Origin of the sequence: Tropicimonas sp. (assembly GCF_047971885.1) — a bacterium.
Classification (GTDB): Bacteria; Pseudomonadota; Alphaproteobacteria; order Rhodobacterales; family Rhodobacteraceae; genus Tropicimonas.
In genome coordinates, this window is sequence record NZ_JBKEAE010000077.1 from 1 (window position 1) to 3,662 (window position 3,662).

Consider the following 3,662-nt stretch of genomic DNA (forward strand, 5'->3'; position numbering starts at 1 on the left):
GATCTGGGCTATGCGCTGGAGCTTTTCGACGAGGGAACCGAGGTGCGCGAGGTGCTGGGGAGCGAGTTCTGCCGGCTCTATTCCGGCATCAAGCATGCCGAGCACGACGAATACAAACGCGAGATTTCTCCCTGGGAGCGTCAGCACCTGCTGCTGAACGTCTGACGAAAGGTCCGAAAGATGACGTCGATCACCAATCACATGCCGACCGCCGAGCTTCAGGCGCTCGACGCTGCCCATCACATGCACCCTTTCACCGACGGGGCCGCGCTGGCGCGCAAGGGCGCGCGCATCATCACCCGCGCCGAGGGCGTCACCCTGACCGACAGCGAGGGGCAGCAGATCCTCGATGCGATGGCCGGGCTGTGGTGTGTCAACGTCGGTTACGGGCGCGACAGCCTTGCCGAGGCCGCCGCCCGCCAGATACGCGAGCTTCCCTACTACAATACCTTCTTCCAGACCTCGCATGTGCCCGCCATCGCACTTGCCGAAAAGCTGGCCGGCATGGCGCCGGGCGATCTGAACCACGTTTTCTATGCCTCGGGCGGTTCGGATGCGAACGACACCAACATCCGGCTGGTGCGCCATTACTGGGCGGCCAAGGGAAAGCCGGAGAAAAAGGTCATCATCTCGCGCCACAACGCCTATCACGGCTCGACCATGGGCGGGGCAAGCCTGGGCGGGATGAAGGGGATGCACGCGCAGGGCGGCCTGCCGATTCCCGATATCGCCCATATCGGCCAGCCGCACTGGTATGCCGAGGGCGGCGACATGACCCCCGGCGAATTCGGCCTGGCCTGCGCCCGCGAGCTTGAGGCGAAGATCGCCGAACTGGGCGAAGGCAGGGTCGCCGCCTTCATCGCCGAGCCGATCCAGGGTGCCGGGGGGGTCATCATCCCGCCCGCAACCTACTGGCCGGAAATCCAGCGCATCTGCGACGCGCACGAGATACTGCTGATCGCCGACGAGGTGATCTGCGGTTTCGGCCGCACCGGCGCGATGTTCGGCAGCCAGACCTATGCGATCCACCCCGATATAATGACCGTCGCCAAGGGGCTCAGTTCCGGCTATATCCCCATCGGCGCCTCGATCGTCAGCGACGAGGTGGCGAACACGGTCGCGGCGGCGGGCGAGTTTACCCACGGCTACACCTATTCCGGCCATCCGGTGGCCTGCGCCGTGGCGCTGGAAAACCTGCGCATCATCGAGGATGAAAACCTCGTCGACAACGTGGCGAACGGCACCGGTCCCTATCTCAGGGAGAAATGGGAACAGCTTGCCGACCACCCGCTGGTGGGCGACGCGCAGATCGCCGGTTTCATGGGGGCGCTGGCGCTCACCCCCGACAAATCCGCCCGCGCGCCGTTTGCCGCCGATACCGGCACCGTCGGGCTGATCTGCCGCAACCATTCGTTCGGCGGCAATCTGATCATGCGCCATGTCGGCGACCGGATGATCATCGCCCCGCCGCTGATCCTGTCGAAACCCGACGTCGATGTGCTGATCGGACGGGCGGTTCGCGCGCTCGACCTGACACTGGCCGAGATCCGGGAAAAAGGGCTCTACCGATAGCCGCGATGGACCTGCTGACCGCCAACGACCGCCCCGGCGAATACCCGCCCTCCTACTACGCCGCCGTCAACGCGCCGCTGCCCCGGTTTGCGCCCGCAAAGGGAGAATTGCAGGCCGATGTCTGCATCATCGGCGGCGGGTTCACCGGGTTGTCGGCGGCGCTGCATCTGGCGCGGCGCGGCTACGACGTGCTGCTGCTCGAGGCGCAGCGCGTCGGCTTCGGCGCCTCGGGGCGCAACGGCGGACAGGCCGGGATGGGCCAGCGCCGCGATCAGGACGCGCTCGAATCGATGCTCGGCCGCGAACATGCCCGGCACCTGTGGGACATCGCACGGCAATCGGTCGATCTGGTGCGCGAGCTTTCGCGGGATCCGGCGATGGACTGTACCTTCCACGACGGGGTCATCCATGCCGATCACCGTGCGCGCCACGTTCCCGAAAGCCTCGCCTATGCGCGAAAGCTGCGCGACGAATACGACTATCCCCTGATCCGTGGCATCGGGCGGGACGAGATGCGCCACCTCATCGGTTCGCCCGCCTATCACGGTGGCACACTTGATCTGGGTGCCGGGCATATCGACCCGCTCGGTTTCGCCTTCGGGCTGGCGCGGCTGGCGCAGGCGGCGGGCGTACGCATCTTCGAGGGCTCCAAGGTCATCGAACTGCACGAAACCGCCCCGGCGGTGGCAAGAACGGAATCGGCGACGATCACCGCCGATCATGCCGTTCTGGCCTGTAACGGCTATCTCGGAGGGCTGAACGGCAGGATCGCAGCGCGTGTGATGCCGATCAACAATTTCGTCATCGCAACCGAACCGCTGCCGCCCGAGATGCAGGAAACCGTCATCCGCAACAATCGCGCGGTTGCCGACAGCAAGTTCGTGGTCAACTACTTCCGCTTTTCCGACGATCACCGCCTGCTGTTCGGCGGCGGCGAAAGCTATGGCTACCGGTTTCCGCCCGATATCCGGGCGCTGGTGTCGAAACCCATGCTGGAGATCTTTCCGCAGTTGGGGGGCGTCCGGCTGGATTATGCCTGGGGCGGCACGCTGGCGATCACCCTGAACCGGATGCCCTGCTTCGAACGTGTGGCGGGAAATATCCTGAACTTCTCGGGCTATTCCGGCCACGGGCTCGCCATGGCCACGCTTGCCGGCCAGATCGCCGCCGAGGCCATCGCCGGCCAGGCCGAACGCTTCGACATCATGTCGACCGTCCCCACCCCCCGCTTCCCCGGCGGCGCGGCCCTGCGCACGCCGCTGCTGGTGCTGGCAATGCTGTGGTATTCGCTGCGCGACCGGGTTTGAGCATGGAAACATGCCGGATTTCAGTATCGGCTGACCAGTCATGACGCATGCATCTAACCGGTCTGAGGGCGGCATTTCTCAAGGCCGCCATTGTGATGTATAGCCAGAAAATATCATTCCGATTATGTAATCAGTCTTCCGGACGCGAACACAGATCATTCTTCAAGGGCGTTGGCAAGACAGACGATGCCGGGAACCCGCCCAGGCAACTCACGTCGTCACGAACACTTTGAATAGCCACAGTTCATGCAGGTTCTGCAGCCTTCCACCATCCGGATGTCGTATTGTCCGCACGACGGGCAGGCCGGGCCCCGCGGGCGTTCGCCCGCGACCGCGCGTTCCGCCTCGGGGTCGGTCTTGAGCCCCTGCCCCTCGCCGGCGATAAAGCCGATCGAGATCAGGTGCCGTTCGATCACCCCGCCGATGGCCGCCAGAATCGAAGGTACATATTTGCCCTGCATCCAGGCCCCGCCGCGCGGATCGAACACCGCCTTCAACTCCTCGACCACAAATGACACATCGCCGCCGCGCCGGAATACCGCCGAGATCATCCGCGTCAGTGCCACTGGCCAGGCGAAAGGCTCCATGTTCTTGGAGTTGATGAACACCTCGAACGGCCGCCGCGTGCCGTTCAGCACGATATCGTTGATGGTGATGGAGAGCGCGTGCTCGCTGTCAGGCCATTTCACCTTGTAGGTATGTCCTTCGAGCGATTGCGGGCGGTCGAGCGGCTCGGACAGATAGACAACGTCGCCATGCGGCGTCAGCGGTTCGGCCCCGTCC

At 64.6% G+C, this 3,662-nt stretch carries 3 protein-coding genes and 1 pseudogene; 3 read left to right on the forward strand and 1 reads right to left on the reverse strand.

Annotation, left to right across the window (positions count from 1 at the left end; all coding sequences use genetic code 11):
• Window positions 1-15 precede the first annotated feature (15 nt).
• From ACK5IR_RS07515 to ACK5IR_RS07525, 3 genes are read left to right on the forward strand one after another with little or no spacing between them, the layout of a single operon-like run.
• On the forward strand, window positions 16-165 hold the full coding sequence (locus ACK5IR_RS07515; RefSeq protein WP_416927494.1) for a hypothetical protein: 150 nt from the start codon (window positions 16-18) through the stop codon (window positions 163-165).
• Between the two features lie 15 nt (window positions 166-180).
• On the forward strand, window positions 181-1,572 hold the full coding sequence (locus ACK5IR_RS07520) for an aspartate aminotransferase family protein (protein ID WP_416927490.1): 1,392 nt from the start codon (window positions 181-183) through the stop codon (window positions 1,570-1,572).
• 5 nt (window positions 1,573-1,577) lie between these two features.
• Complete coding sequence (locus tag ACK5IR_RS07525) at window positions 1,578-2,879, forward strand: NAD(P)/FAD-dependent oxidoreductase (RefSeq protein WP_416927492.1); 1,302 nt, start codon at window positions 1,578-1,580, stop codon at window positions 2,877-2,879.
• Between the two features lie 218 nt (window positions 2,880-3,097).
• On the opposite strand, the pseudogene ACK5IR_RS07530 reads toward ACK5IR_RS07525, so the two are convergent.
• A pseudogene (locus ACK5IR_RS07530) lies at window positions 3,098-3,662 on the reverse strand (ribonucleoside-diphosphate reductase, adenosylcobalamin-dependent); the annotation flags it as partial.

Coding starts and splice junctions, on each gene's coding strand:
- ACK5IR_RS07525 (WP_416927492.1), top strand. CDS start 1,578: ATGGACCTGCTGACCGCCAACGACCGCCCCGGCGAATACCCGCCCTCC.
- ACK5IR_RS07520 (WP_416927490.1), top strand. CDS start 181: ATGACGTCGATCACCAATCACATGCCGACCGCCGAGCTTCAGGCGCTC.